The organism is Nitrosococcus halophilus Nc 4 (assembly GCF_000024725.1).
Lineage (GTDB): Bacteria > Pseudomonadota > Gammaproteobacteria > Nitrosococcales > Nitrosococcaceae > Nitrosococcus > Nitrosococcus halophilus.
The window spans coordinates 3860208-3886213 of sequence record NC_013960.1 but is presented as its reverse complement, the minus strand read 5'-3'; the positions used below and the strand labels follow the sequence as shown (position 1 = coordinate 3886213).

At 52.6% G+C, this 26006-nt stretch carries 23 protein-coding genes; 14 read left to right on the top strand and 9 right to left on the bottom strand.

Going from position 1 to position 26006, the window contains the following annotated elements:
- Window positions 1-11 precede the first annotated feature (11 nt).
- Window positions 12-599, top strand: coding sequence for a tetratricopeptide repeat protein (locus NHAL_RS18295; protein ID WP_013034636.1), 588 nt, complete (start codon window positions 12-14; stop codon window positions 597-599).
- 240 nt (window positions 600-839) lie between these two features.
- Here NHAL_RS18295 and NHAL_RS18290 read toward each other — a convergent pair whose 3' ends face one another.
- The 7 genes from NHAL_RS18290 to thiE form a co-directional block, all read right to left on the bottom strand.
- The gene (locus NHAL_RS18290; RefSeq protein ID WP_013034635.1) at window positions 840-1952 is read right to left on the bottom strand and encodes a TRAP transporter substrate-binding protein; all 1113 of its coding nucleotides are present in this window, start codon (window positions 1950-1952) and stop codon (window positions 840-842) included.
- 78 nt (window positions 1953-2030) lie between these two features.
- Window positions 2031-4178 (bottom strand): DNA helicase II, encoded by a 2148-nt coding sequence (gene uvrD, locus NHAL_RS18285; RefSeq protein ID WP_013034634.1) that lies wholly within the window; start codon window positions 4176-4178, stop codon window positions 2031-2033.
- A gap of 48 nt (window positions 4179-4226) precedes the next feature.
- Window positions 4227-5144: a carbon-nitrogen hydrolase family protein gene (locus tag NHAL_RS18280; protein ID WP_013034633.1), complete on the bottom strand. Its 918-nt coding sequence runs from the start codon at window positions 5142-5144 to the stop codon at window positions 4227-4229.
- A gap of 90 nt (window positions 5145-5234) precedes the next feature.
- A complete protein-coding gene (gene hemL / locus NHAL_RS18275; RefSeq protein WP_013034632.1) occupies window positions 5235-6521 on the bottom strand; it encodes a glutamate-1-semialdehyde 2,1-aminomutase in 1287 nt (428 codons plus the stop codon).
- 254 nt (window positions 6522-6775) lie between these two features.
- On the bottom strand, window positions 6776-8467 hold the full coding sequence (locus NHAL_RS18270; RefSeq protein WP_013034631.1) for a mechanosensitive ion channel domain-containing protein: 1692 nt from the start codon (window positions 8465-8467) through the stop codon (window positions 6776-6778).
- A 65-nt stretch (window positions 8468-8532) separates the two neighbouring features.
- The gene (gene trxA / locus NHAL_RS18265; protein WP_013034630.1) at window positions 8533-9396 is read right to left on the bottom strand and encodes a thioredoxin; all 864 of its coding nucleotides are present in this window, start codon (window positions 9394-9396) and stop codon (window positions 8533-8535) included.
- Between the two features lie 41 nt (window positions 9397-9437).
- Window positions 9438-10091, bottom strand: coding sequence for a thiamine phosphate synthase (thiE, locus tag NHAL_RS18260; RefSeq protein ID WP_013034629.1), 654 nt, complete (start codon window positions 10089-10091; stop codon window positions 9438-9440).
- Between the two features lie 151 nt (window positions 10092-10242).
- On the opposite strand from thiE, the gene NHAL_RS18255 reads away from it, so the two are divergent.
- From NHAL_RS18255 to NHAL_RS18220, 8 genes are all read left to right on the top strand, one after another.
- Window positions 10243-10407 (top strand): rubredoxin, encoded by a 165-nt coding sequence (locus NHAL_RS18255; RefSeq protein WP_013034628.1) that lies wholly within the window; start codon window positions 10243-10245, stop codon window positions 10405-10407.
- Window positions 10408-10499: 92 nt separating this feature from the next.
- Window positions 10500-11000, top strand: a complete 501-nt coding sequence (locus NHAL_RS18250) for an FmdB family zinc ribbon protein (protein WP_013034627.1) — start codon at window positions 10500-10502, stop codon at window positions 10998-11000.
- Between the two features lie 614 nt (window positions 11001-11614).
- Complete coding sequence (locus NHAL_RS18245; protein ID WP_013034626.1) at window positions 11615-12391, top strand: DUF3450 domain-containing protein; 777 nt, start codon at window positions 11615-11617, stop codon at window positions 12389-12391.
- A complete protein-coding gene (locus tag NHAL_RS18240) occupies window positions 12388-13821 on the top strand; it encodes a MotA/TolQ/ExbB proton channel family protein (RefSeq protein WP_013034625.1) in 1434 nt (477 codons plus the stop codon). Before NHAL_RS18245 ends, NHAL_RS18240 begins: the two co-directional genes overlap by 4 nt.
- Window positions 13787-14311, top strand: coding sequence for a MotA/TolQ/ExbB proton channel family protein (locus NHAL_RS18235; RefSeq protein ID WP_013034624.1), 525 nt, complete (start codon window positions 13787-13789; stop codon window positions 14309-14311). Before NHAL_RS18240 ends, NHAL_RS18235 begins: the two co-directional genes overlap by 35 nt.
- 5 nt (window positions 14312-14316) lie before the next feature.
- Window positions 14317-14727 carry an ExbD/TolR family protein gene (locus tag NHAL_RS18230; RefSeq protein WP_013034623.1) on the top strand — a complete coding sequence of 137 codons (411 nt, stop codon included), beginning with the start codon at window positions 14317-14319 and terminating at the stop codon, window positions 14725-14727.
- A complete protein-coding gene (locus tag NHAL_RS18225; RefSeq protein WP_013034622.1) occupies window positions 14724-15386 on the top strand; it encodes an energy transducer TonB in 663 nt (220 codons plus the stop codon). The genes NHAL_RS18230 and NHAL_RS18225 overlap by 4 nt, the downstream gene beginning before the upstream one ends.
- Window positions 15383-16696, top strand: coding sequence for a tetratricopeptide repeat protein (locus tag NHAL_RS18220; RefSeq protein WP_013034621.1), 1314 nt, complete (start codon window positions 15383-15385; stop codon window positions 16694-16696). Before NHAL_RS18225 ends, NHAL_RS18220 begins: the two co-directional genes overlap by 4 nt.
- Before the next feature lie 1021 nt (window positions 16697-17717).
- Here NHAL_RS18220 and xseA read toward each other — a convergent pair.
- Complete coding sequence (xseA, locus tag NHAL_RS18215; protein ID WP_013034619.1) at window positions 17718-19076, bottom strand: exodeoxyribonuclease VII large subunit; 1359 nt, start codon at window positions 19074-19076, stop codon at window positions 17718-17720.
- 92 nt (window positions 19077-19168) lie between these two features.
- On the opposite strand from xseA, the gene guaB reads away from it, so the two are divergent.
- Both guaB and guaA read left to right on the top strand, forming a co-directional pair.
- Complete coding sequence (guaB, locus tag NHAL_RS18210) at window positions 19169-20629, top strand: IMP dehydrogenase (RefSeq protein ID WP_013034618.1); 1461 nt, start codon at window positions 19169-19171, stop codon at window positions 20627-20629.
- A gap of 1 nt (window position 20630) precedes the next feature.
- The gene (gene guaA, locus NHAL_RS18205) at window positions 20631-22205 is read left to right on the top strand and encodes a glutamine-hydrolyzing GMP synthase (RefSeq protein ID WP_013034617.1); all 1575 of its coding nucleotides are present in this window, start codon (window positions 20631-20633) and stop codon (window positions 22203-22205) included.
- Between the two features lie 244 nt (window positions 22206-22449).
- On the opposite strand, the gene NHAL_RS18200 is transcribed toward guaA, so the two are convergent.
- Window positions 22450-22734 carry a helix-turn-helix domain-containing protein gene (locus tag NHAL_RS18200; RefSeq protein ID WP_013034616.1) on the bottom strand — a complete coding sequence of 95 codons (285 nt, stop codon included), beginning with the start codon at window positions 22732-22734 and terminating at the stop codon, window positions 22450-22452.
- 752 nt (window positions 22735-23486) lie between these two features.
- Between NHAL_RS18200 and NHAL_RS18195 the strand changes: the two genes are divergently transcribed.
- Genes NHAL_RS18195 through NHAL_RS18185 form a run of 3 tightly spaced genes read left to right on the top strand, consistent with a single transcriptional unit; the run spans window position 23487 to window position 25931 of the window.
- Complete coding sequence (locus NHAL_RS18195; RefSeq protein WP_013034615.1) at window positions 23487-24110, top strand: type IV toxin-antitoxin system AbiEi family antitoxin domain-containing protein; 624 nt, start codon at window positions 23487-23489, stop codon at window positions 24108-24110.
- A complete protein-coding gene (locus NHAL_RS18190; protein WP_013034614.1) occupies window positions 24107-25042 on the top strand; it encodes a nucleotidyl transferase AbiEii/AbiGii toxin family protein in 936 nt (311 codons plus the stop codon). Before NHAL_RS18195 ends, NHAL_RS18190 begins: the two co-directional genes overlap by 4 nt.
- Window positions 25026-25931 carry a hypothetical protein gene (locus NHAL_RS18185; protein WP_049780691.1) on the top strand — a complete coding sequence of 302 codons (906 nt, stop codon included), beginning with the start codon at window positions 25026-25028 and terminating at the stop codon, window positions 25929-25931. Before NHAL_RS18190 ends, NHAL_RS18185 begins: the two co-directional genes overlap by 17 nt.
- Window positions 25932-26006: the final 75 nt, after the last annotated feature.

Genomic DNA, 26006 nt, shown 5'->3' with positions numbered 1-26006 from the left:
AGAGGTAAGGTATGCGACTTTTGTTTTGGTTGGTATTGGGTGCGGTATTGCCAGCCTGCGTACAACCCCCTCCGTCGGAAACCATGCGTGTTTGCAATTCTGATGGTTGTTCATATCGCCCTAGTGATGCCGCCTCCTATGATCCATCTGCTGCGGTGCCAAATGGTGACGCGGAGAGACGTATTGTGGCCCTGGAAGAACTTGCTCGCCAAGATCCCCGTGCTGCGTATGATCTGGGGCTGCGATTCTTTCGGGGTGATGGGGTGCCTCGGGATAGCTACCGGGCATTACAATGGATGCGGGAGGCAGCAGAAAGAGGCGATCTCAATGCGCAATTAGCTCTTGGACAACTTTATCTGACCGGTCTTGAGGAGTTGGGGTCAGATCCCCGCGAGGCTGAAAAATGGTTGTCCATCGCTGCAGGTCGTGGCAATGAAGAAGCGCAGAAGCTCTTGGCAGAAGCAAGAGATGCCCGAAAAACAGAAGATGCCTACTTCCGTTGGCATAACCGTTGGCAACCACTATTCTACCGCTATTGGTTTCACGATTATCGCTATAAATACCACTGGCGTAAGGACAGTTGGCACTACAAATATTAAGTGCAATTTCAGGAAAATTTTGCTGTCGGTGAAAGGTGGAGCAAGACCGGAGGATAAGCCCCTATTAAGTGTTTAAATGTCGGTGGGTACGGCGCTAACACGCCTTAACCCACCCTACCCATAAAGGGATGTTCCAATAGTTTCCAAACCCAAGTGTTTTCAAGGCTATCCACTGGATTTTCTCCATGTGAACGTCAAATTAATCATCGGAGACCCGACAATTAGAAGATGAGGAAAGCCCTATTTATTTTCACTCTCTAGTGTACGTTGGTAGGCTTGTTCTGAAATAGCCTCCCAGGCATCAAACTTTTGCCGGAAAGCGGTGTAGGCTTCATAGACTCGCTTAAATTGGGGATCGTCAGCAGCCTGTTCGTTGAGGGTTTGCTGGGTAAGCCGGCGCAGTTTGGCCAGTACATCCTCTGGAAAAGCTAAAAGCTTAGTATGGCTTTGTTCTTGGAGTTCCTCCAGTGCTTGTGCATTTTTAGCCTCCATTTCTGAACTCATTTGCAAATTCTCGGCCTGGGCAGCCACGGAGATGATGGCTTGGAGGTCTTTAGGAAGGGACTCCCAGGCCTCTTTGTTGACGATAAGCTCCAATACTGTACCTGGCTCATGCCAGCCGGGATAATAGTAGTACTGGGCCGCCCGGTTGAGGCCTAAGCGTTGGTCATGGAAGGGGGCAATCCATTCGGTAGCATCGATAGTATTACGCTCTAAGGCGGTATAGACTTCAGCTCCTGCTAAAAGCACTGGATTACCGCCGGCTTTAGCGAAAACCTTGCCGCCAAGGCCAGGGATGCGCATTTTAAGTCCTTTAAGATCCTCAGCCGATTCAATTTTCTTATTAAACCATCCGCCCATTTGGACTCCGGTATTTCCCAGCGGAAAGGGGACCACATTGAAAGGAACATAAATTTCTCGCCACATTTTCAGCCCGCCACCGTCATAAAGCCAAGTATTCATTCCCTTGGCCGTCATGCCAAAAGGGACAGTGGAGAAAAATTGCGCAGCAGGAATTCTACCCGCCCAGTAATAGGCCGACCCGTGGCCCATATGCACCGCCCCCTGGGAAACCGCTTCAAAGGTTTCTAAGGGGGGGATCAGTTCTCCTCCCGCGAAGACTTTGATCCTGAGCCGTCCCCCACTCATGGCTTCGATATTTTTGGCAAAACGTTCGGCTCCCTCCTGGAGGACCGGAAAACCGGGGGGCCAAGTGGTCACCATCCGCCAGCGAATAATTTGGTTTGAGGGGCCTTCGATGGTTGTGCTTGGAGGTTCGGAGCCACAGGCGTTGAGGTTGAGCAGTACCAGGAAAAAGAAGAATGTTGAAACCAATTTCATCATTCGAACCATAAGTGTTTCCTTAAGTTTTGAACTCTCGACTGATCCCAGCGCTAAGGAGCGGGAGAGGCAAGTTATTTTTATCGAATATCAAACAATTTGGAGATTGGCATAGGTCACTGCCAGCCATTTAGTCCCTGCTTGGTTGAAATTGACTTGCACCCGCCTATGCTCGCCTTTTCCTTCCAAGCCTAGGATCACCCCCTCTCCAAACTTAGGGTGCTTGACTCGTTGACCCCGTTGCAAGCCTCCATCAGAGGCCATGGGTTCTTGGGGAGCATAACCGGGACGGATAATATGGGTTTGCGGCCGGAGTTCATGGGTGAGTTCGGTGGGAATTTCATAAAGAAAACGGGAAGGTTTGGGGTAGCTCTCCGAACCATAAAGCCAACGATGCTCTGCATGAATGAGATAGAGATGATATCGAGCCCGGGTCATTCCCACATAGCAGAGTCGACGTTCCTCCTCCAGCCGCCTGGGCTCATTGAGGGATTGGGGGCTTGGAAATAGGCCTTCTTCCATGCCGACGATAAATACAAGGGGGAATTCCAGGCCCTTCGCCGCGTGTAAAGTCATCAATTGCACGCAATCCTCCCGATCCTCGGCCTGGGTATCCCCTGCCTCCAGTGCCGCATGGGCTAAAAATTCTGGTAACGTTTCCAGGCTAGGATCTTCGGCTTTAAATTGGGAGGCGGCATTAATCAGCTCTTTCAGGTTATCTAAGCGTGATTGGCCTTTTTCGCTACGGTCTTTGCGGTAGTGGTCAAACAAACCACTTTGTTCAAGCACAAGCTCCATTTTTTCCGGGAGGGTAAGGGCCTTGATGGCTGTCGCCATGCCTTCGATAAGTCGGTGAAATTTTTGGAGGGCATTGGCGCTTCGAGGGGAGAGGGTCCGCGTGTTGATCAATTGGGTTGCCGCTTGCCACAGGGAGAGGCCGGCCTGGCGGGCTTGTTCCCTGACTTGGGAAAGGGTTCGTTCGCCAATGCCGCGAGGGGGAGTATTCACCACCCGCTCGAAGGCAGAGTCATCGTTTTGATGGGCCACTAGACGCAAATAAGCCAGGGCATCTTTAATTTCCGCCCGCTCGAAGAACCGCAGTCCCCCATGGACCCGATAGGGGATGCCGGCCTCCACCAGGGCCGCCTCTAGGATCCGGGATTGGGCGTTGGAGCGGTAGAGTACGGCGATATCAGCGCGCCTTTCCCCTTGGTTTTGCCAGGCTTGGATACGCTCGACCACAAAATGGGCCTCGTCCCGTTCATTAAAGGCCCGGTAGATTTGAATGGGCTCGCCCTCTTCGCCATCGGTCCAAAGGTTTTTCCCCAGCCGTTGTGCATTGTGGGCAATGACCGTGTTAGCCGCGGCGAGGATAGTGCCCGTTGAGCGGTAGTTTTGTTCCAAGCGCACTGTCCGTACGGTGGGAAAGTCCTGGGTCAGTTGTTGAATATTTTCAATCCGTGCCCCCCGCCAGCCATAGATGGATTGATCGTCATCGCCGACGATAAAGAGTTTTCCCTGGTTCCCGGCCAGCAATCGTAGCCAAGCATATTGGATGGCATTGGTATCCTGGAATTCATCCACCAAAATATGAGTAAAACGGTTTTGGTAGTGTCCCAGTAGGGCGGGATGGTCTCGCCACAGTTCATGAGCCCGCAGCAAAAGCTCCGCGAAGTCCACCAAGCCGCTGCGTTCGCAGTGGCTCTGATAGCTGTGGTAGATGCGGATCTGTTGCCGGAGATAGGGGTTACCGTCATCCTCAAGATGCTGGGGGCGCAGGCCCTCGTCCTTACGGCCGTTGATAAACCATTGGGCCTGGCGTGGTGGCCACCGGGTTTCATCTAGGTTGAGATTCTGCAAGATCCGACGAATTAGACGGTACTGATCCTCCGAATCCAGAATCTGAAAGTCCTGGGGGAGCTGGGCCTCTTGCCAATGGGTCCGTAACAGGCGATGGGCCAGTCCATGAAAGGTGCCCATCCACATACCCCCCGCCGGCATTCCTAGTAACTCTTCGATTCGCCCTCGCATTTCCCCGGCAGCCTTATTGGTAAAAGTCACTGCCAAGAGACTAAAAGGAGAGATTCCTTGGCTTCGGATCAGCCAAGCAATTCGATGTACCAATACCCGGGTTTTACCGCTGCCTGCACCGGCGAGCACTAAATGATGTCCTGCGGGGGCGGCGACCGCCTCACGCTGGGCTTTGTTAAGCGGATTGAGCAAATAGGAAATATCCATGGGCGCGATTTTAACAAATTGCGCCCCGCTAGGGGATTGGCGGTTCGTTTAAGGGGAATAAGGGCGATGGCCTGCGATAACCTTGACTTGCTCTAGCTTAGCGCTCTCCAGGCGTTTTTGTCCCTGCCAATCTTGGTAGTTAAGCGCATCACCTGTTTGCCGTACTTTGTCGATGGCTTCAAGGTCTAGATCGGTAAATATCCACTGGGGTTCGTTGATTTTACCAATGGTCAGGATACCGTCATCGGGAAAACCCCGAGCTGGAGGAGCATAGGCCGCAGCCGCCCCCATTCTGATCTGGGTTGCTTTGGAGCGCGGTGTAGCGCAGGTGACAGTCGCCGCTTGGAGGACATAGCACTGATTTTCCAGAGCCCGAGCTTGGCAGCCAATGCGAATCCGGTGGTAGCCTGCCAAGCTGTCTGTACAGCTTGGGACCAGCAGCAATTTAGCCCCGGCCTCAATCTGATAGCGGGCAATTAGTGGAAATTCGATATCGTAGCAGACATTGATGCCGAGTTTGCCAAAATCAGTGTCAAAAACCTTAATGTCATCACCGGAACGGAGGCGCATCTGCTCGGTCTCAAACCGGGTGATTTGCAGTTTATCTTGGAAAACCATTGCCCCCCTAGGGCCTAATAGGTGGGCGCGATTGCGAAAGCCTTCCGCGACCCGGACGGGGAAAGTTCCTGCGAGAATGTAGACTTGGTGGGCTTTCGCTAATTGCCGGAAGAGGGCCAAAAAATTAGGTAGGGATTCTTGCAGCGCTGCCAACTGCCGCGCCAGAGTTCCTTCTTTTTCATTGCCGAACAGGGCAGTGAGCTCCAGGGAAAAATATTCGGGAAAAAGCAGGAGTTGGGCTCCTTGGGCCACTGCCCGTTCAACCCATTGGGTAATTTTGGCTTCATATTCGCTCCAACTCTGAAGATCACTAATATCATACTGGGCGGCAGCAGCGCGAATTTTCATACTTAAAATTGAGTCAATCCTTGTCCTAATTTTGAAAGTAGCGAATAGGGATTTAGATGTCTCCTAGTCGCTACTTCATGGATTTATCGGTTAGGGTGATAATTCAGCCAGTACCCGCTCTGCAGCCTGCAGGGTGGCCTCTATCTGTTCGTCACCGTGGGCGCTAGAGACAAAACTGGCTTCAAAGGCTGAGGGTGCAAGGTAAATCCCTTGCTCTAGCATCCCGTGGAAAAAGAGTTTAAAGCGATCCAGATTGCAGTTCGTGGCTTGATAATAGTTGGTGACTTCTTCTTCCTCGGTGAAGAAGAGGCCAAACATGCCGCCTACCTGGTTTGCCGTCATGGGAACCCCCCCGTTGCGAGCCCGCTCAAGAAAGCCCTTAACCAGCTTTTGAGTTTGCTGAGATAAACGTTGGTGAAATTCGGGGGCCTGGATAAGCTTGAGGGTGGCCAGTCCGGCAGCCATCGCCACTGGATTACCGGAGAGCGTACCCGCTTGATAGACAGGACCTAAAGGCGCAATCATCTCCATGATTTCTCGGCGGCCACCAAATGCCCCTACCGGTAGGCCACCACCAATCACCTTCCCCAAGGTAGTTAAATCCGGAGTCACTTTATAAAATTCCTGGGCACCGCCCAGGGCTACCCGGAAACCGGTCATGACTTCATCAAAAATGAGGACGCTGTCGTACTCATTGCAGATAGTTCGCAGCCCTTCTAAAAAGCCGGGGGCAGGAGGGATGCAGTTCATATTCCCAGCGACTGGTTCGACAATCACGGCGGCGATTTGTCCACCGAAATGGGCGAAGGCCTCCTGGACCGCATCCAGATTGTTGTAGCTGACGGTCAGGGTATGCTCGGCTAAAGCCAGGGGAATACCAGGTGAGGTGGGGACACCCAGGGTCAAGGCACCGGAGCCTGCCTTTACTAATAAAGAGTCGGCGTGACCATGGTAGCAACCCTCAAACTTTAAAATTTTGTCTCGCCCCGTAAATCCCCGGGCTAAGCGAATGGCGCTCATGGTGGCTTCGGTGCCCGAGCTGACCATGCGGACTAGATCCATGCTGGGGACGAGGCGGCATACGGTTTCCGCCATTTCGATCTCAATGGCGGTAGGGGCGCCAAAGCCAAGTCCTTCGGCTGCCGCCTCTTGGACTGCTGCGACTACCTCAGGATGAGTATGGCCAACAACGAGTGGGCCCCAGGAGCTGACGTAATCAATATAGCGGTTGCCGTCAACGTCGTATAAATAAGGACCCTCGCCGCGGGCAAAAAATACGGGTTTGCCGCCCACACCTTTGAAGGCGCGTACTGGAGAGTTCACCCCGCCGGGAATATGGGCTTGTGCCCGTTGGAACAATTCATCTGAATAGGTCATGGCAGAACCTCTGCAACTATTTGAAACATGGTGTGAGTTGGAAAAGTTGAATGATCTTCTACCCAAACTCGCCAATAGGGCCTTATTCTTTCCCGCAGCAATATACCATAAGGGTAGGCTAGCCTCCCTCACAGGCGGGTAAAAAGCGAGTTTTGCTGCGGCCTTGAGTCAATAAGGAGCCTTATGATTAGCGGCTAGCCGGTTGTCTTTTCATGGGGGCTAGCTGTATCCGGCTTGGGCAGAGCATGAAATATTTAAGATATAACAGCATTTCTGGTTTGTTCAAATTCGTCCATATCATGAGGTTGAGGGGGCATTCCCCAATTTAATGTTCTTTGGGGGAATGGAATTTCAATCCCGAGCTCATCAAAACGGTTTTTGATCCGCCGTCGGCATTCCCGGGCTACCTCCCACTGTTTACTGGTTATAGTTTTAAAACGGCAGCGAATAGTGATCGCTGATTCTCCAAAATTTTCCACGCCAAACATTTCAAATTCTTTGATTAGCCTCCCGTATTTTGGAGTCTGGCGCATTTCCTCCGCCACCGTTTTCATCACTTCCATGACCTGGTCAACATTTTCTTTGTAGGCGACGCCAATGTCGAGAACAATCCGTCCATAGTCTTTGGTAAAATTAACCACGGTTTTAATTTCCCCGTTGGGAATATAGATGGCTCGTCCCTCAAGATCCCGTAGTTTGGTATGGCGTAAATTGACCCCCTCGACGACTCCCACAAACTCACCGATCTGAACGATATCATTAATGTTATATTGTCCTTCTATCAGAATGAAAATGCCGTTAATGATATCTCGGATCAGATATTGTCCCCCAAAGCCAAGAGCAAGGCCCACAATTCCTACGCTGGCCAAAACCGGAGCCATGTTAATCCCGAATTCATCCAGGATAAGATAACCAGCGGTAAGAATAATGAGGATGGTGCCTAGCCAATTGAGCAACAATACCAAGGTTCTGAGTCTGGCGCTGCCTTCTTGGACTTCCTCTTTTTTAACCGCAGCGCTTTCAAACCGATTGACGGCGACTCTCTTTAGAAACCAAATAATCAGGGCCACTAAAATAATCCAGGCCGCAGTCGTTGCTTTCTCAAGAAAAGTTCGCTTTGCAGCTCTTTGCTTCCTTAATTCAGCAAATTCCTGGCGGAGTTTTTCAATTTCAGTTTCAGTAGTCGTCGCCTTTTCTTGGGCTGCTTGTTCTTTAACCTCCAGGGTGGCAAGCCTTTTTTCCTCGGTGGTGGCGGCTTTTTCAAGTTTTTCTGCTTCTTCCGCTAATTTTTCAACTTCTCTTTGGTCTGCTAAACCCCCCGTAGCCTGAGCTTTGGCTTTTGCTGCCTCTAATTGCTGTTTGGCTGCCAGGGCCTCTTGTTCTCTTTTTTCTACTTCCTTTTGTAGCGCTGCTTTCTCGGTGGCCGCTTGTGTGGCTTCCAGTTTGGCCTCCTCAACGGTTTCTTTGACCTGTTCTATTTTTTCAGTGGTTTCTTCAGCTTTCTTTTCCAGTGCCTCCACTTCAGCTTTTCTTCCTTGTTCTTCTAATGCTTGCTTTTCCTGCCCTATGGCGGCAGGAGGTTTGACTTCAAAGCTGAAGGGGGTGGAGTTTTGTCCTTCTGGGTTGGTCACTTGCACTTTCCAGGTGGAGGGTCCCGTGGAGACGTTGGCGTAAATTGCCAATTCCCCGTCGTTGAGCCATTTCGTTCGTTCAGAAGGGATGGGGAAAATTCGCTCCCCGAGTTGCAGGGTAACCTTCGAGCCCGAGGTAAAGCCTGAGCCGATTATCCTGATCCATTGCCGTTGCTGGGCACCGATAACGGGATTGGGTTTAACTGTCGTGACCATCGGAGGGGCCGATTCTTTTGCTATCGTCGGTTCTTCAGCCTGGCCATTTCCCATCGTTAAGGAAATGGCCATGAGTAACAATATACGCCAATACCCCATTGGAAAACTTATCCTGTACTTAAAATTCTTGCTTATAGAGGATAGAGGAGAAAATTTCGTCTGGCTCAGTGAAGATAACGAAACATTTGTCGCCGGTAACGGGGAACAAGCTCATGATCGGGACCGAGAATGTTAAACACGGCCAGCAAGGCTTTACGGGCTGCCTCATCCCCATATTTTGGGTTTTGTTTAAGCAGTACCATGAACTGTTCCAAGGCATCCTGGTAATCGCCAGCAAGCGCTTGCTGGGCACCGAGTAGATAACGGGCTTCGGAATCCTCCGGATTGGCTTTGAGGCGCTGCTTTAAACTATGGATGTCGGGCGCCTTCTCGGTAAGAGTGGCAAACTCAATTTGCGCCAACAGGCCGCTAGCAGGTTCTTCTCCTCGCACTTCTAAAGGCAGTGCCTTCAGCATCTGTTCGGCCTTGGTCATTTTTCCTTGCTTGAGAAGAGCGCCTGCTAGCGCCACAGAGACCAGGTAATTTTCTGGATCTATCTCCGCGGCTTTATGCAATAAATGAAGGCCTTGTTCCTCTTGTCCGGCCGCCAAGGCTGTTTGGGCTTGTTCTAATAGCCGCTCAGATTCCCGGACCAGGTGCCGATCAATGGCGGCGCGGATCACCGATTCCGGCTGGACGCCCACCAACTCCTCCACCACTTCGCCGTGGCGGAACAATTTCAGGGTGGGTAGGCCGCGTACTCCATACTGGAGGGCTAAGTTTTGTTCTTCGTCAGCATTCACCTTGGCTAACCAAAATTGGCCTTGGTAGTTTTCAGCCAACTGCTGCAAAAGCGGCATGAGCATTTGGCAGGGTTGGCACCAAGCAGCCCAGAAATCCACGAGGACAGGGGCTTGGTGGGATTTTGCCAAAACCTGCTCGGCAAAATTAGACTCAGTGGCATGGATAATATAGTTGTTGTCGCTCATAAACGCATCAATAAGCTCGAATATTCAATGTATTAAGAAAATTAAAAAGAATGGGGCGCAGGTAAATGCTGGCTTAGAAATTGCTGCTGATAGGCAGCAGCCGTCGCGCGGATATCCTGGCTTTTAAAAAGTCCGCCGATAATGGCTACCGCATTAGCCCCCGCCTCAATCACCTGAGGCGCGTTTTCTGTGGTGATGCCGCCGATGGCGACAATAGGAAGTTTTAATTTTTTTCGGGCCTCCCTTAATAGCTCTAGGGAGGCTTGGATAGCTTCTGGCTTGGTTCTGGAAGGAAAAAAACGGCCAAAGGCTACATAATCGGCGCCGGCTTGCTCGGCGGCGATGGCCCGCGCCAGTTCGTTGTAACAGGAGACGCCAATAATGGCGTCTGCGCCTAAGATCTGTCGGGCTGAACTGGGAGCAAGGTCATCCCGCCCTAGATGAACCCCGTCAGCACCAATTTCGGCAGCGAGTAGGGTATCGTCATTGATAATCAGAGGGACCTGATGCTGGCGGCAGATTTGCTGTAAGGACTTGGCCTCTTGGTAACGTCGTTTCTCCTCCTGGCTTTTATCTCGGTACTGGATTAAGGAGGCCCCCCCTAGTAATGCAAGGGCGACGGCGTTGCCCAAGTCCTGGTGGGGCAGAAGATGAGTGTCAGCAATGGCGTAAAGGCCGCGGATTAGCTCATTCATGGGTGTTTATAGGCTGAAGAGTTTAGTTTTAAAGTTTATCAATATCTCAGGTAGGATGCGATTTTCCAATAGTGAAAAAACATGCGAGAATCCGCCCATCGTAACCATTAGTTTTTCTTAATTTTCATAATAATAATTGAGCGAGTAGCCTATGAAGCGCTATATGTGCATTATTTGTGGTTTTATCTACGATGAAGCAGAGGGCTGGCCTGAGGATGGTATTCCCCCTGGCACCAAGTGGGAAGATGTTCCTGAGACTTGGGTTTGTCCAGATTGCGGTGCGGGTAAGGATGATTTTGAAATGGTCGAGATTTGAAATCGTTGGGTACCCTAAGGGTGGGACGTTAATCTTCTTGGGGCTGCTGGGGTTTCCAGGGAAAAGCCTGGTTTGAAAGAGGTTAACCGGTAATGCCTATTTATGAGTTCTATTGTATGGACTGCCATACGATATTTAATTTTTTCTCCCGTCGTATCAACACGGAGAAGCGTCCGAACTGTCCCCGCTGTGGCCGGCCCGAGCTAGAGCGGAAATTATCGCTGTTTGCTATCTCTAAAGGCCGCAAGGAGGAGGATAGCGGTGAGGCGTTTCCGGATCTTGATGAGGCGCGAATGGAGCGAGCCTTTGAAGCCCTTGCAGGGGAGATGGAAGGGGTTGACGAAAACAATCCCAAGGCGATGGCCCAGATGATGCGCAAGCTTTATGACGCCACTGGCCTTAAGTTAGGTCCAGGAGTAGAAGAGGCTATTCGCCGGATGGAAAAGGGGGAAGATCCGGAACGGATCGAGGCGGAGATGGGAGATATTCTAGAGGAAGAGGTTCCTTTTACCTCCCCAGGCAAAGGTAGTCTCAAAAATGTACGTCGGCATTTTCTTCCTCCTCAGGTGGATGAAACCTTATACGAGCTTTGAGGGACTCCTTGAGGGTTGAATTTGTCTAATTTCATTTATTGAGAATCATTTATATTTGCATTAATATTAGCTGTGAGTGGGTTGACGATAGGGTTATTTTTGGTCATTTGCCTGAATCATTCAGTGAAATGACCCAATTTCTTTTCCAGTCTTGAGGAGGGGGCTTTTTAATTTTTGATTTTGCTCGTAGTTTTTTATGGAATGAATATTGCTTATTTAAGCAACTATGTTAAATGCAAAGAATATTTTGGTGCCTGGCTGTGACCCAGGGCGTGGTTGAAACCGTTGTCTTTATCAGTTGTCTTTATATATTATTCAGCGTGGCCGCTGGAATGCAGATGTAATGTGTGCTTACCACTTCGTTATTTAAGTTAAGATATTTTTGATCGCTACTTTAATTCTTTGACCCTAAATTTATTTCTAAGGTAGCAATTTCCTGGTCTCTAAGGCATCCCGAGGGTATTCCCTTTTGCTTTAGGGTCTAAACCAGAAATTCTAGTGGGTCTGCGACCGCCTAATCATATTTAGGGTCTCCCAAACTAAGTTTCATTTCGTCAGCCTTAATTATGGGGTGACGAAGAAGCGTGCTATCTGGAGAGTTGAAGATCAAGATTATGCCACAGAGGATGGTTAAAATAGGGTTCTGTGCATTTTTAGCCCTGAGTGCTGTGTATGGGATGGGGACCATGGCGGCTTCATTGGAAGCGGCTATTGATACTCAGGTCAAGACGGATCAGGCTGCGGCGAAATCCCAGGATAAGATTGATGCCCTGTCAGAGGAAACGACAGAACTGCTAGCGGAATATCGTCAAGTCACTGCCCAGCTTGATAGTCTTCGTACCTATAATCGCCAATTAGGGAAACTCATTCGTTCCCAAAAGGAAGAATTTACCTCCCTCCAGCAGCAGCTTTCGGAGATTGAGGTGACCCAGCGGGAAATCGTGCCCCTGATGTTGCGCATGGTTTCATCACTGGAGCAGTTTGTGGCCTTGGACATTCCTTTTCTTCCCCAGGAGCGCCAGACTCGCATTCAGCAGCTCAAGGCCCTGATGGACCGGGCTGATGTGGGGTTGTCGGAGAAATACCGGCGTGTGGTCGAGGCCTTCCAGGTAGAAGTGGAATATGGGCGTACCATTGAAGCCTATCGAGGCACTTTAGCAATGGAAGGCAAATCTCGTACCGTGGATTTTCTTCGCATAGGACGGACAGCCTTGTTTTTTCATACCCTGGATGGCAAGACCTGTGGCCGTTGGGATGTCCATAAGCAGCGTTGGTCGATCCTCCCCGATCGATATCGCTCTGCAGTTACCCAGGGTCTGCGTATTGCCCGCAAGCAGGCTCCCCCGGACTTATTATTGCTGCCTATACGGGCGCCGGAGACTGTGCAATGAGGGCTATCAAGCTTGGCATGCTGTCCGGGGATAGGCATTTATTTCTAAAAGCTAAGGGAGTCGCTACCCTTATTGGGATCATAGTGTTAGGCGTGCCTATGGGCTCTTGGGGTGCGAATACCCCGGAAACCTTGGATCAGCTTCTGGAACAGGTTCGACAAGATAGCATTCAAGAACGCAAGCTGAATGCAGAGCGAGAAGCTCGCTTTCTCTCCGCCCGAGACCAGCAAAAAAATCTGCTTAATAAGGCCAAGGCCGAGTTGGCGGCGGCGCAAAAACGGGAAGAAAAGCTTAAGCGGATTTTTGAGCAGAATGAGAAGACCCTCGCTGAAAAGGAAGCTGCCCTTAAGGAACGCTCGGCTTCTCTGGGAGAGCTTTTTGGCGTAGCCCGACAGAGCGCCCATGATCTGTTGCATATTATTAATAATTCCTTGGTTTCGGCCCAGCTTTCGGGGCGCACTGAGGTGCTGGAAACCATTGCGGAACGTAAGCAGTTACCTACCATTGATGAGCTGCAGCAATTGTGGTTGAGTTTGCAGGAGCAGATGACGGAATCGGGGAAAGTAGTGACTTTCTCGGCCCCAGTGATCATTGCAGGAGGAGAAGTCGAAGAGCGACAAGTTTCCCGAATCGGTACCTTCACGGCAATCTCCGAGGGCACCTACCTGCGGTATCTCTCTGAGCCGATTAACGGGCTCGTGGAGCTTAGTCGGCAGCCCCCCTCCCGCTTTCTCGAAGCGGCCGCTGAATTTGAAAAGGCAGAAAGAGACGAGGTGGTGCCGATGGCGGTAGATCCCAGCCGTGGCGCTATCCTCGCACTATTCGTCCAGAAACCTAACTTGCAAGAGCATATCCAGCAGGGGGGGTGGATTGGTTATTTAATTTTGGGCCTAGGGGCAATCGCTTTGCTGATTGCGTTGCAGCGGTTTATTTATTTGCAAATCATCGGCCGCCGCATCCATCGCCAGCGACAACAGGAGACGCCACAGGACAATAACCCCCTGGGTCGCATCCTGGGGGTTTACAAGGATAATGGCCAAGATGTGGAAACACTTCATCTCAAGCTTGATGAGGCCATCCTCAAAGAAATACCCCGTTTGGAGCGAGGACTGCCCACCCTAGCCATTTTGGCTGCCATTCCACCCTTGCTCGGGCTGTTGGGTACCGTCACTGGCATGATTGAGACCTTCCAGTCGATCACCCTCTTTGGCACGGGCGATCCTAAGCTCATGTCGGGCGGGATTTCTGAGGCCCTGGTAACTACCGAGCTGGGCTTGTCGGTGGCTATCCCCATCTTGCTGATCCACAGCGGGCTTTCCAGTAAGAGCAATCGGCTGGTGCAAGTGCTGGATGAGGAGAGTGCCGCCATTGTGGCGCAGCGAGCGGAGAAGCAGAATGGGCGCACTGACGGACAACCTGTTTCAGATTGAACTCCTGTTGGAAAGAGGCGGGGGCGTTCTCTGGGTCATTCTGGTGGCTTCGGTCTTGATGTGGGTGCTGATTATTGAGCGTTATTATTTTATGTTGGTCGTTTACCCTTCACAGTTGCAACGTTTGATCGACCATTGGCAACAGCGCCAGGAACGTTATTCCTGGCAGGCGCAGCGTATTCGAGAGGGGATGATTGCCGAGCTTTCCCAGAACCTGCGCAAGTTTCTATTGCCCATTAAAACCCTGACGGCCGTACTGCCCATGTTGGGCCTGCTCGGTACTGTGATTGGAATGATCCAGGTGTTTGATGTGATGACAGTGTTTGGTACCGGCAACGTTCGCGGGTTTGCGGGGGGGATTTCCGTGGCTTTGATTACGACGATGGCGGGGTTAGTGACGGCTTTGTCGGGTCTCTACTTTAGCGCTAACTTGGAACATCGAGCCCAGCGAGCTATCCAGCACGCAAGAGATCTGCTGCGGCGGGAGTAAAATCTATGAGGCAACGACACAGCCAACGGCAGAGTGGCTCGGCGGTCAATATCAACCTGACACCGCTCATTGACATGGTTTTCATTTTATTAATTTTCTTTATCGTGACCACCTCTTTTGTCAAAGAAACGGGGGTAGAAGTCAATCGGCCCTCAGCACAGACGGCGGTTCGTGAGGAGCGGGGCAATATTTTAATTGCCGTGCGCGCCAATAACGAGATCTGGATGGATGAGCGCCAAATTGATATCCGTACAGTACGGGCCAATGTGGAGCGTATGCACGCCGAAAACCCAGAGGGAGCTGTAGTCATTGTGGCCGACAAGGACTCCAAAACCGGATTGGTGATTAACGTGATGGACCAGGTCAGGTTGGCTGGAGTGACGGATGTCTCCATTGCAGCCACTAAAGCGCAGTGAGATTTCTCGTCGCTATTGCCATTGCGGGGTTAGTCAACCTGGGGCTATTCCTGCTGATGTCTTATATGATTGCTGGACAGGATGGCGTGCGGCCAGAGGACGAGAATATGACCATGGTGGAGTTTGTGCGGTTGAAGCGAGAACCGGATTCGCCGGAGCTCAAGCAGCGGAAATTACCGAAAAAACCTCCGCCGCCAGAGAAATTACCGCCGCCACCCACCACAATGCCAAAGTCGCGGCCTCCCCAGCCTAATGTACCCACACTGCCGGCTGAGGTTCCCGCCATTGATTTGCCCCTGAGCCTTAAGGGAACGGGACCCTATCTAGGGGACTATAAGGTCTCTCCTTCTGCCCCGGCATCAGGAGAGACGATTCTCTCGGCCCGTGAAGGTGAAGTCATTCCCTTGGTGCGAACCCTTCCACGTTATCCACGGAATGCAGCGCGCCGCAGGCTTGAGGGTTCGGTTACCATAGAGTTTATTATCATGAAGGATGGCTCGGTGCGTGATCCTAAAGTGGTTGAAGCTCATCCGCCGGGGGTGTTTGACCGGGCTGCCCTAGAGGCCATCAAGAAGTGGAAATTCAAGCCCAAACTGATGGAGGGGGAGCCGGTCGAGCAGCGTGCGACTCAAGAAATCGAATTTAACCTGCCCGGATGAATAGGCAAGCTGTGATCCAATGCTTTCATTTGAGTCCCTGGCTGGAAAAGGGGCCGGCTGACTTAGCAATAGGGGACCGGGGTCGGTTTCAGGGCTGGTTTTTGGGTAGTGCTATTTGGGCTGTCTCACTGTTATGCTCGGGCGTCCAGGCGGCTGCTCCCTATTTACTATCTCCCCCTACTTATGAGGCACTAACGGCGGCCCATGAACTTATGGACCAGCAGCAGTACCGGAAGGCCATAGAAAAACTGACGGTGCTCCAAAAGCGGGTTAAGGGTTCAGGTGAACAGAAGGCCTATGAAGAGGCCATGGTTTTGCAAACTCTCGGGTATGTTTACTCCTCGGTAGAGGATTACCCCAGGGCGATCCAAGCCTTCAAGACTAGTCTGGCCCTGGATGCGCTGCCGGCAGAGGTCGACCGTGATCTGCGCTACAGTCTAGCCCAGCTTTATATCGCCACGGAGCAATATGGAGAAGGGACCAAGTTTCTAGAGGCGTGGCTAAAGGAAGCGGAAGCGCCTCCCCCGGAAGCCCACCTGTTGGCGGCTAGTGCCTACTATCATTTAGAGCAGTACGCCAAAGTGATCCCTCCTATCATGGCAGCCATTGAGCTTGCTGAAGAACCCCAAGAGTCTTGGTATCAACTGCATCTGGCAGCGCGCCTGGAATTAAAGCAATACTCGCAGGCTACCCAGGTGTTGGAAACTCTGATCGAATTGCATCCTGAAAATGAGCGTTACTGGAAACAGCTGGCCGCTGTATATTCGGAAATCAAGGAAGATAAGCGGGCATTGGCAGTGCAAGCCTTGGCGGAAAAAATGGGGCATCTTGAAGGCCAGGCATTGATCAATCTTTCTGATTTTTATCGTTACCTTGATATTCCCTATAAGGGGGGGCAGATTCTGCAACAGGCTCTGGATACAGGGGCTATTGAAAGCACCACCCAGAACTGGGAGCGTTTGGCCAATACTTGGATTGCCGCTCGTGAATGGGAGAAAGGAATTAAGGCCCTAAGTAGGGCAGGACGAGTGAGCCAAAAAGGTAAAGCAGATCTACGCCGGGCCCAGCTCTTTATGGAACTTCAGCGTTGGGATGAGGCCAGCGCTGCCCTGCAGCAGGCGCTGCGCAAAGGGGGTTTGGATAAGGGGCAGGCGCAGTTCCTATTGGGACAAGTCCGTTACGAACAGGGACAATTGGCTGAGGCCATCCAGGCCCTAGAGGTAGCCCAGCGGTCACCGGAATATGCCAAACGGGCTACCCAGTGGATCAAACATCTGCAGCTCCTCCAAAAGCAAAAAGTATCCGGATAGGGTTGAGAAATTTAGCCATCCCAGGCCTGAGAAGCTCAAGCCCGAGACCAATTAGGGAAGCTTTCCCCTTTATCCCAATAAGGTTTTTACTAAAAAGACCTTGCTTTTTCTCAAAATTTTGCTAAATATTTTCTTGAGGGAACTTAACTGTTGTATTACAGGAAGTCATAAACCTCAGTCTAATCACAAAAGGGAGAGAGCTTATGAAGTCTTTAAGACGCTGTTTAATGGCTCTGTGCGCTTTAACCTTCGCAGTAGGGGTGGCAGGGTGTACTGGATCTGGACCGGCGGATATGTCACCGGAAAGTTCGGCACCCTTTAGCCAACTCAACCGCTAAAGTTTATACGTTTCTGCTTTTTATAAGGGGTTCCACCCGCGACTGAGGGAAGATAAGAATATAACTATAGGGAAAGATTACAGGGAAAGATTGCAGGGAAAGCTAAATTTCAAGTATTGAGTAAGCATATAGGGAGAAAATTATGAGATCAGTGAAATTAGGTCTATTATTGCTATGCGCCGTCGCTTTTACGGTAGGATTGGTTGGATGCGAGATGGAAAAGTCTGATATGGCACCAGATCAATCCTCCTTCCTCGAGCAGTTTAACCGCTAAAGCTTGCATGCCTTACACACAGGAACTCCTTAGCTGCGCTAGAGGCAAGACGAAAGGGTTTTTGTATGGGGCTAGTTTCTATCTTAATCAAGATAAGCAATTAGCCTTTGCTCTAAGTAGCCTCAGGTGGAAAAGGTGTGGCGGGTAGTAAGTTAAGACCGGGGGAGCTTGAAATTTCAACTCAAGCTCCCCTTTGTTTTTTTAAGCGTTCAGGAAAACAAAGAGTTATACCAATTTAATCAAAGAATGCAATTTATTAAGGCTTCAAATGCTTGTTTAGACTGCATCTATACAATGCAAAATCACATGAACTTGGTATTAAGCCCTTCTTCTCTTAAACCTTAAAACTTTGGGAGCAAGGTGAGGAGGGAGCGAACCGCAGCTCGCCATGGTGAAAATCCAATTGTAGCTACGATTCATCCAGAATTTCTGTAATCTCACCACGAATGCGGCCCCTTGCTAAGCGGGCTTCAATCCTCGCCCCAGGCTCAACCTGACTGGCTTTACGTAGCACGACCCCCTGGGGCCCAGTGACGATGGCGTACCCTCGCTCTAATGTGGCCTGGGGGCTTACCGCTTGAAGGGCCCGTTGCGCCATCTCAAACCGCATCCGTTGCTGCTCTAAGTGTTGCTGTTGGGAGGCCTGAAGACGCCGGTCTAAATCCACTAAGCGCGAGTGGTAAACTTCTAAACGCTGTGCTGGGCTTAATCTTTGCAAGTGGGTCAGCAGTCTTTCAAGCCGGTGGAACCGTTCTCTCTCCAGGGTGGTATAGGCTCGATGAAGGCGTTGTTCTAATTCATCTACCCGTTGGGCCCACTCTTGCAATCGAGTATGGGGGTGGCGGAGGCGTTGGGTTAGGCCCTCGAGTGAGTGCCGTAAGTGTTGTAAACGCTGCTGGAATAAAAAGCCAAGCCGTTGTTCTAGATTCAGGAAGTGTTGGCACCATTCACGGCTGTCGGGAACTGCTATTTCCGCTGCTGCCGAGGGCGTGGGCGCTCGTTGATCGGCGGCAAAATCGGCAATGGTGAAGTCTATTTCATGGCCGACGCCACAGATTATGGGAAGGGTGCAGTTGTAGATAGTGCGCGCTAGCGTTTCGTTATTGAAGGCCCATAGATCTTCCAGGGAGCCGCCACCCCGAGCCAGGATCAGGAGATCGCAATCGCAGCGTTGCTCGGCCTTGGCAATAGCTGCAGCGATTTTCTGGGATGCTCCTTCCCCTTGGACGGGGGTGGGATAAATAAGGACGGGGATTGCCGGGAAGCGCCGTTTAAGAACGCTTAGGATATCCTGGATGGCGGCGCCAGAAGGGGAGGTGATGACCCCCACTTGTCTGGGTAGAGTGGGTAGGGGGCGTTTATGTTCAGGGGCAAATAGTCCTTCTGCGGAGAGTTTCTGCTTGAGTTCTTCAAAGGCTCGCCGCAGGGCCCCGTCCCCTGCTTCTTCCAGGTACTCAACTATGAGCTGGAATTCGCCCCGGGTTTCATAGAGGCCCACTTGAGCCCGCGCCAATACTTGCATCCCATCCTCAAGGGAAAATCCCAGTAGACGGTTGCGATTGCGAAACATGGCGCAGCGTACCTGGGCTGTTTTGTCCTTAAGCGTAAAGTAAATATGCCCAGAGGAGGGCTGCGATAAGTTGGATATTTCCCCTGCAACCCAAAGTAGGGGAAAGTTCCTTTCCAGGACGTAACGGGCTTCACGCACTAAGCGTGATATGGTGTAGATATCTTGCGCAGATTTTGGGTTGGAGGACACATTAGCCATTTTTTAATAATAATATACTGGGCATTTGGTGGTGAAAATCCGTATAATTAGAAAATTTTTACCTTTTTAGATTACTCAACAAATTTTGCTTTATGCGCATGATCCAGGAAGCTCTTACTTTTGATGACGTTTTACTCCTTCCCGCCCACTCCTGCGTCTTGCCGCGAGAAGCAAACTTGGCAACTCAATTGACCCGCGGTATCAAGCTTAATATTCCCCTTGCCTCCGCGGCAATGGATACGGTGACCGAGGGTCAATTAGCTATCAGCCTTGCTCAGGAAGGTGGCATTGGTTTTATCCACAAAAATATGAGTGTGGAACGCCAAGCGGCCGAGGTGCGAAAAGTTAAAAAATTTGAGAGTGGGGTTATCAAAGAGCCTATTACGGTCACCCCAGACACCAGTATTGAGGAAGTTTTGGCCCTAACCCGCGCCCATCGCATTTCCGGTGTTCCTGTGGTTGAAGGGGAAAAATTGGTGGGCATTGTCACCAGCCGGGATCTGCGCTTTGAAACCCATTTCGATAGCCCTGTTTCCAATATTATGACTCCTAAGTCCCGCTTGGTCACGGTACCGGAAGGCGCAGACCGTGACGAAGTGGTGGAGCTCCTACACCAATACCGTATTGAAAAAGTCTTGGTGGTGGATGATCAATTCAGGCTCCGGGGGCTGATTACGGTCAAGGATATCCAGAAAGCCACGGAATATCCCTTGGCATGCAAAGATGAATATGGACGGCTTCGCGTAGGGGCTGCAGTAGGAATTGGCCCCGGGGGTCAGGAGCGGAGTATTGCCCTCGTTGAGGCGGGGGTGGATGTCCTAGTGGTGGATACTGCCCACGGCCATGCCCAAGGGGTACTGGATCAGGTGCGCTGGGTTAAGACGGAGTATCCTGATCTCCAGGTGGTTGGTGGCAATATCGCCACCGGGGAAGCGGCCCGGGCTCTGGTGGAAGCAGGGGCTGATGGAGTCAAGGTGGGGATTGGTCCAGGTTCTATTTGCACGACCCGGGTGGTTGCCGGCGTGGGGGTGCCCCAGATTACCGCCATCACCAATGTGGCTGAAGCTTTGAAGGATACTAATGTGCCGCTCATCGCCGATGGCGGTATTCGCTATTCGGGTGACTTTGCTAAAGCCATTGCTGCGGGCGCCTATTCGGTCATGGTGGGGAGTATGTTTGCCGGTACCGAGGAAGCGCCGGGAGAGGTGGAACTATACCAAGGCCGAGCTTATAAGTCCTACCGGGGCATGGGTTCCCTCGGGGCGATGCAACAAGGTTCCAGTGATCGTTATTTCCAGGAAAATTCGGGGGAAGCCGATAAGCTCGTTCCAGAGGGCATTGAGGGCCGGGTTCCTTACAAAGGCAGTCTCAGCGCGGTTGTTCGCCAATTAGTGGGTGGCTTACAGTCGAGCATGGGATACACGGGGTGCGCCACTATTGAAGAAATGCGCACCCGGCCCACATTCATCCGGGTGACTGCGGCAGGTGTGAGGGAAAGCCATGTCCATGATGTGGCCATTACCAAGGAAGCACCGAACTATCGCATGGATTGACATGAGTGATCTCTACAGCCACCGTATCCTGATCCTCGATTTTGGTTCCCAATATACCCAGCTGATTGCCCGCCGCGTCCGGGAGGCGGGGGTCTATTGCGAGATCCATCCTTACGACCTAGATGACAGGGCTCTGCAATCCTTTGCTCCTCGGGGGATTATCCTTTCCGGAGGGCCGTCATCTACCGTGGGAGAAGCCGCTCCCCGGGTCTCTCCATTGGTGTTTAAGCTGGGAGTGCCGCTGCTGGGAATCTGTTATGGCATGCAGGCGATGGCGGCCCAATTGGGGGGGGAAGTAGAGGTTTCCACCCACCGGGAGTATGGTTATGCCCAGGTCCGTGTCCATGGCCATTCCCAGTTACTTCAGAACATAGAGGACCATACCACTGCCGAAGGTAAGGCCCTGTTGGATGTCTGGATGAGCCATGGCGATCGGGTGATGAGTTTGCCCGAGGGGTTTAAGCGGATTGCTTCAACAGATCATGCTCCTCTGGCGGCGATGGCGGATGAAGCACGGCGTTTCTATGGTCTCCAGTTCCACCCGGAAGTGACCCATACCCGCCAGGGAGTTCGCATTCTGGAGCGTTTTATTTATGGGGTTTGCGGTTGTGAGGGCCTTTGGAAACCCGGCCACATTATCGCTGAGAGTATTGAAAGCATCAGGGGCAAAGTGGGCACGGATACAGTGTTGCTAGGGCTCTCCGGCGGGGTTGATTCTTCCGTCGCTGCGGCTTTGTTGCACAAGGCTATCGGCAATCAGCTCATTTGCGTATTCGTGGACAATGGCCTGTTGCGGCTGGGAGAGGCGGATCAGGTGATGGCCACTTTTGCCCGTCATCTGGGGATCAAAGTCATCCGCATCGATGCCGAATCCCGGTTTTTGGAAGCCTTGGCTGGGGTGGTTGATCCAGAGGCTAAAAGGAAAATCATCGGGCGAGTATTTATCGAGGTTTTTGAGGAGGCAGCGGCCGAGTTGCCTAATGTCCAATGGCTCGCTCAGGGCACGATCTATCCTGATGTAATTGAATCGGCAGGGGGTAAAACAGGAAAGGCTCAGGTTATCAAGTCCCACCATAATGTGGGGGGACTGCCCGAGGAACTCAATTTGAAGCTCCTTGAACCCCTGCGGGAGTTATTCAAGGATGAGGTGCGTCACCTGGGCACTGAACTGGGCTTGCCCTTTGATCTTGTTTATCGACATCCTTTTCCGGGGCCAGGGCTCGGGGTGCGGATTTTGGGGGAAGTTAAAAAGGAATATGCGGATCTACTCCGCCTGGCGGATGCCATTTTCATTGAAGAATTACACGCCCATGGTTGGTACGATAAGGTGAGTCAGGCCTTCGCCGTATTCTTGCCGGTAAAATCCGTTGGCGTGATGGGGGATGGGCGGTGCTATGATTTTGTGGTTGCGCTGCGGGCGGTGGAGAGCGTGGACTTCATGACTGCCCGGTGGGCCCATTTACCCTATGATTTTCTGGATCATGTTTCCCGCCGTATTATTAATGAAGTCTCGGGTATTTCCCGAGTCACCTATGATATTTCCGGAAAGCCCCCCGCCACTATCGAGTGGGAGTAGGCTGTCTATAACTTATTGTTTGTTAATGATAAAATGTGCTCTTTGAGCATATGAATCACATGATCAATGAGCCGGCGAATCATAAATATCAATGAATTGGCTGTCCCTGGCCAAGAGGCTCTCATTTCCGATGATATTGTTGATGGTATAGGGAGTACCGCTCGCACCAAATCTGGGTAGCCGTTCTTCATTCTCAATTCCTGATGCGTTTCCATAGGCCGGTCATCAAAAGGCGCTGGGTCGCTCACGTGGTTTTCTCGTGGATCTTGCCGGTACGGTGAGTCAGCACCACCTGCCCGCGCGGCTGGATGATGACCTCCAGCCCCAAGATGCGCAGCGCCTTCAGAACCTTGCCGATCTCGGCCGTTTCCCTCCCCCGTTCGAACTCCGACAGAAACCGCGTGCTCAGATTGCCGAGCCCGGAGACCGTCTCCAACGTCAGGCGCCGCTGTTTGCGATGGGCGCGCGCCAAGCGGCCGAGTTCCTCAACTGTCTGGATTTTGCCGTATGCGATGTCATTCTGCGGCATGGCTTTACCTCTAAGAAATGTACCGTACGGTAAAATCTAACGGCCCAAACGGTTGGCGGCAACGAAAATGTACCGTACGTGACAATACGCCGCGATGCTTTGGTGGCTCCGCATACCAACTGCGGCGCAGTAGGAGGCACCAACGATTTACACCCTTGGGCGCTTCCCGTATGGGCTCCAGGTTTCCATGGCGGCAAGCTATGAAGGCTAGCGGATTCCCCAACTTCACAGTCGATTTCCGAGTGACCAAGCGGCTTCCCCACTCATATTCAAAAGTCTGCAAATACTGTTGATTTACGCATATAAACGGGGAATGCGCGGCGGATCATACAGGGCGCGCAAGATGCCCACTGTTGGCGGACAACATTATTTTTTATGGTGTCGATACTCATACCAATTTAGCAAAAGGCTGCAATTTATTAAGGTTATAACTGGTTGTTTATACTAAGCCTATACAATGCAAAGTTACGTGAAATTGGTATCATGATGACCGGAAGGTCCGCGCCAATACTGGGCGTTTACGGAGTATTTCCCATCCTGTGGGAGTAAACCTGGTCCGGCCCGCCCCTCGCTTTTCGTCATATTATTTTCTTTCAAAATTATGGGTAAGCACGCAACAAGTACCGACTAGCGGCAGCGAGATCCTCCGGCGGATTTACTCCCGACGGTCTCATTTCCTCACTTGTTTTGCTTTTCTGTTTTCGGATAAAATTACCAGCAACTGTTAATAGTTGCTGGTATCTATATCCAAGATGACCCAGGAAACAACCGCCAACAAGGGTTCCATCGACGCGGCGATACACCTGTTCAGCTGCCACGGTGGCGTGCTGTGCACCCGCGACGCCCTGCGCCTCGGCATCCATCCCAGGACGCTGTACGCGATGCGGGATGCAGGGCTGCTCGAGCGCCTCAGCCGCGGTCTGTACCGGCTCGCCGATCTGCCGCCCCTGGGCAATCCTGACCTGGTGGCGGTCGCCCTGAAGGTGCCGGGCGGCGTTATCTGTCTGATCTCGGCGCTGGACTATCACGAGCTCACCACCCAGATCCCCCACGAGGTTTACCTGGCGCTGCCGCGCGGCGCCGAGCCCCCGCGCCTGGAGCATCCGCCGCTGCGGGTCTTCTGGGTTGGCGGCAAGGCCTTCACCGAGGGCGTGGAGACCCACGAGGTGGATGGCGTGCCCGTGCGCATCTATGGGGCGGAAAAGACCCTGGCCGACAGCTTCAAGTACCGCAACAAGATCGGGCTGGACACCGCCATCGAAGCGCTGAGACGCTACGTGCGCTGCGGGCGCACCCGGATCGACATGCTCATGGCCTATGCGCGCATCTGCCGGGTGGAAAAGGTGATCCGGCCCTACCTGGAGGCACTGCTGTGACCCAGCATCGCGGCCCCAATCTTGCCACCTCGATTCGCCAGCGCCTGCTCAACGAGGCGCGTGAGACGGATCGTCCATTCAACGAAGTGCTCCAGTACTTTGCCATGGAGCGCTTTCTTTATCGGCTGTCGAAGTCGGATCATGCGGACAAGTTCGTCCTCAAGGGGGCATTGATGTTTACCGTCTGGCAGGCGCCGGTCATGCGTCCCACCCTGGATATCGACCTACTCGGGATCACCGACAACGACGTCGAGGCTATCGTTGCGGTCATGAGAGATATCTGCCGCCAAGACGTCGAGACCGACGGGCTGGCTTTCGATGTGGCCGGGGTCGAGGGGGAGCGCATCGTCGAGGACGCGGACTACGCCGGCGTTCGCGTGCGGTTTCGGGGAACGCTGGGAACGGCCCGCATCACCATGCAACTGGACATCGGCTTCGGTGATGTCGTTGTGCCGAAACCCGAAGCGGCGGACTATCCCACGATCCTGGACCTTCCCGCCCCTCGTCTGAGGGGCTACAGCCGCGAGAGTGCCGTCGCCGAGAAGTTCGAGGCGATGGTCAAGTTGGGCGTGGTCAACAGCCGTGTGAAGGACTTCTTCGACATCTGGCTGCTGTCCCGGCGGTTCGACTTCGATGGCCGGACAATGGCCCAGGCCCTGACCGAGACCTTCGTCACCCGGGACACAACGATCCCAGCCGAGCCTGTCGCCTTGACCGGCGACTTCGGCAACGACGCCGGCCGGCAAGACCAATGGCGGGGGTTCATTCGCAGGAGCCGGTTGCAGAACGTACCAAGCAGCTTCGCTGAAATCGTCGAAGCTGTCGCCGTTTTCCTCGGCCCAGTCACGAAGGCGCTTGCTGCCGGGGAGCGTTTCCAAGGCTCGTGGAAGGCGCCAGGGCCCTGGCGTGGTCATTATGCCGGCAACACGTAAATGGCAATTCCCAAACCGCTTCCGTGCCCGCGCCTTCGGTTGGCGCGGATCGAGACTCGCCTGTCAGCGCATCCGCGAGGCGGTTTCCGAGATCAAGAAGGTTTCCAAGAAGGCGGATGCGGTACAGAGCGTCGAGGGCGCGGTGCGGCTGATGGAGCGGCTATGGCCAGCGCTGGAGCATGTGGACAGTTCCAGCGGTGCGCTCGGGTCGGCGGTGGCGAATGCGCTGGATGTGCTGATTCCAATCATCATCGTAGCACCCGCAGAAGATGCAGTACGCAACCAGTGGATGGACAGGTTGTGGAAGGCCATCGAGGAGGACGGCGTCGATTATCTCGCTCCCGTTGCCGATCGCTGGGGTGAAATCTGTGTGTCCACCGATCGCACGAACCGTTGGGCCGACATGCTGTGCCCGACGCTCCGGGCGTGTTGGTCCGATCCACGATCAGGGGCCTATTTCAAGGGTTCCACCGCCTGCCTCTCCTGTCTGATGGCCGCCGGTCGCCACCAGGAGGTGCTTGATCTGTTGGAATTGCCGAGTTACCTGTTCTGGCACTACCGCCGCTATGGCGTGCAGGCGCTGCTCGCCATGGGCAAAAAGGCGGAGGCCGTCCAGTACGCCGAGGCCTCGCGCGGCTTGAATCAACCGGACGGCGCCATCGATCGGGCATGCGAAGAGATCCTGATCTCCTCCGGGCTGCATGAGGAGGCCTATCGGCGCTACGGTCTGTGCGCCGCGACTGGCACGTCATATCTGGCGCGGTTTCGCGCCGTGGCGAAGCGCTACCCGATGAAGGACAAGATGGCGATCCTCACCGATCTCATCGCCACCACCGCAGGCGAAGAGGGCAAATGGTTTGCAACGGCGAAGGATCTCATACCAATTTAGTTAAAGAATGCAATTTATTGAGGCTTCAAGTGGTTGTTTAGACTGAATCTATAGAATGCAAAATTACATGAAATT

What these genes read in the sequence shown, in the direction of transcription:
- NHAL_RS18290 (WP_013034635.1), bottom strand. Translation starts at nt 1,952, where the DNA reads ATGGTTCGAATGATGAAATTGGTTTCAACATTCTTCTTTTTCCTGGTA.
- NHAL_RS18255 (WP_013034628.1), top strand. Translation starts at nt 10,243, where the DNA reads ATGAAGCGCTATATGTGCATTATTTGTGGTTTTATCTACGATGAAGCA.
- NHAL_RS18220 (WP_013034621.1), top strand. Translation starts at nt 15,383, where the DNA reads ATGAATAGGCAAGCTGTGATCCAATGCTTTCATTTGAGTCCCTGGCTG.
- NHAL_RS18200 (WP_013034616.1), bottom strand. Translation starts at nt 22,734, where the DNA reads ATGCCGCAGAATGACATCGCATACGGCAAAATCCAGACAGTTGAGGAA.
- uvrD (WP_013034634.1), bottom strand. Translation starts at nt 4,178, where the DNA reads ATGGATATTTCCTATTTGCTCAATCCGCTTAACAAAGCCCAGCGTGAG.
- NHAL_RS18230 (WP_013034623.1), top strand. Translation starts at nt 14,317, where the DNA reads ATGAGGCAACGACACAGCCAACGGCAGAGTGGCTCGGCGGTCAATATC.
- NHAL_RS18240 (WP_013034625.1), top strand. Translation starts at nt 12,388, where the DNA reads ATGAGGGCTATCAAGCTTGGCATGCTGTCCGGGGATAGGCATTTATTT.
- NHAL_RS18270 (WP_013034631.1), bottom strand. Translation starts at nt 8,467, where the DNA reads ATGGGGTATTGGCGTATATTGTTACTCATGGCCATTTCCTTAACGATG.
- guaA (WP_013034617.1), top strand. Translation starts at nt 20,631, where the DNA reads ATGAGTGATCTCTACAGCCACCGTATCCTGATCCTCGATTTTGGTTCC.
- NHAL_RS18195 (WP_013034615.1), top strand. Translation starts at nt 23,487, where the DNA reads ATGACCCAGGAAACAACCGCCAACAAGGGTTCCATCGACGCGGCGATA.
- hemL (WP_013034632.1), bottom strand. Translation starts at nt 6,521, where the DNA reads ATGACCTATTCAGATGAATTGTTCCAACGGGCACAAGCCCATATTCCC.
- NHAL_RS18245 (WP_013034626.1), top strand. Translation starts at nt 11,615, where the DNA reads ATGCCACAGAGGATGGTTAAAATAGGGTTCTGTGCATTTTTAGCCCTG.
- NHAL_RS18295 (WP_013034636.1), top strand. Translation starts at nt 12, where the DNA reads ATGCGACTTTTGTTTTGGTTGGTATTGGGTGCGGTATTGCCAGCCTGC.
- NHAL_RS18185 (WP_049780691.1), top strand. Translation starts at nt 25,026, where the DNA reads ATGCCGGCAACACGTAAATGGCAATTCCCAAACCGCTTCCGTGCCCGC.
- NHAL_RS18250 (WP_013034627.1), top strand. Translation starts at nt 10,500, where the DNA reads ATGCCTATTTATGAGTTCTATTGTATGGACTGCCATACGATATTTAAT.
- NHAL_RS18280 (WP_013034633.1), bottom strand. Translation starts at nt 5,144, where the DNA reads ATGAAAATTCGCGCTGCTGCCGCCCAGTATGATATTAGTGATCTTCAG.
- trxA (WP_013034630.1), bottom strand. Translation starts at nt 9,396, where the DNA reads ATGAGCGACAACAACTATATTATCCATGCCACTGAGTCTAATTTTGCC.
- guaB (WP_013034618.1), top strand. Translation starts at nt 19,169, where the DNA reads ATGCGCATGATCCAGGAAGCTCTTACTTTTGATGACGTTTTACTCCTT.
- thiE (WP_013034629.1), bottom strand. Translation starts at nt 10,091, where the DNA reads ATGAATGAGCTAATCCGCGGCCTTTACGCCATTGCTGACACTCATCTT.
- NHAL_RS18235 (WP_013034624.1), top strand. Translation starts at nt 13,787, where the DNA reads ATGGGCGCACTGACGGACAACCTGTTTCAGATTGAACTCCTGTTGGAA.
- xseA (WP_013034619.1), bottom strand. Translation starts at nt 19,076, where the DNA reads ATGGCTAATGTGTCCTCCAACCCAAAATCTGCGCAAGATATCTACACC.